The organism is Pseudoalteromonas sp. GW168-MNA-CIBAN-0100 (assembly GCF_040309225.1).
Classification (GTDB): Bacteria; Pseudomonadota; Gammaproteobacteria; order Enterobacterales; family Alteromonadaceae; genus Pseudoalteromonas; species Pseudoalteromonas arctica.
Genome location: NZ_JBEOOL010000758.1, coordinates 1 through 258, shown reverse-complemented (window position 1 = coordinate 258; position 258 = coordinate 1). Strand labels below are relative to the sequence as shown.

Sequence of the window (258 nt, the reverse complement as noted above, 5' to 3'; positions counted from 1 at the left end):
ATTTAGAGCAACATAAAGCATTACTCAATGGCACGCTTGTTTGCTTGTCACGTAACGAGGACTTATTACTGCAAACCTTTTTAAATAGTCCGCAACAAATTTTAACCCAAAGCCAGTTAAAAAATGTACTTTATGGCGTGTGCGATGATGTAGCGAGTAACGCACTTAACGTACATATTTTTAATTTACGTAAAAAACTAGGCGCACCGGCAATAGAAACCATACGTGGCCTAGGCTTTAGATTAGGCACAATAGAGG

General features: G+C 38.8%; 1 protein-coding gene. It reads left to right on the top strand.

Annotated features, from left to right (window positions below; all coding sequences use genetic code 11):
* Positions 1–258: helix-turn-helix domain-containing protein (locus AAEY62_RS23300; protein WP_350636813.1), on the top strand; the 258-nt coding region annotated here is incomplete at both ends.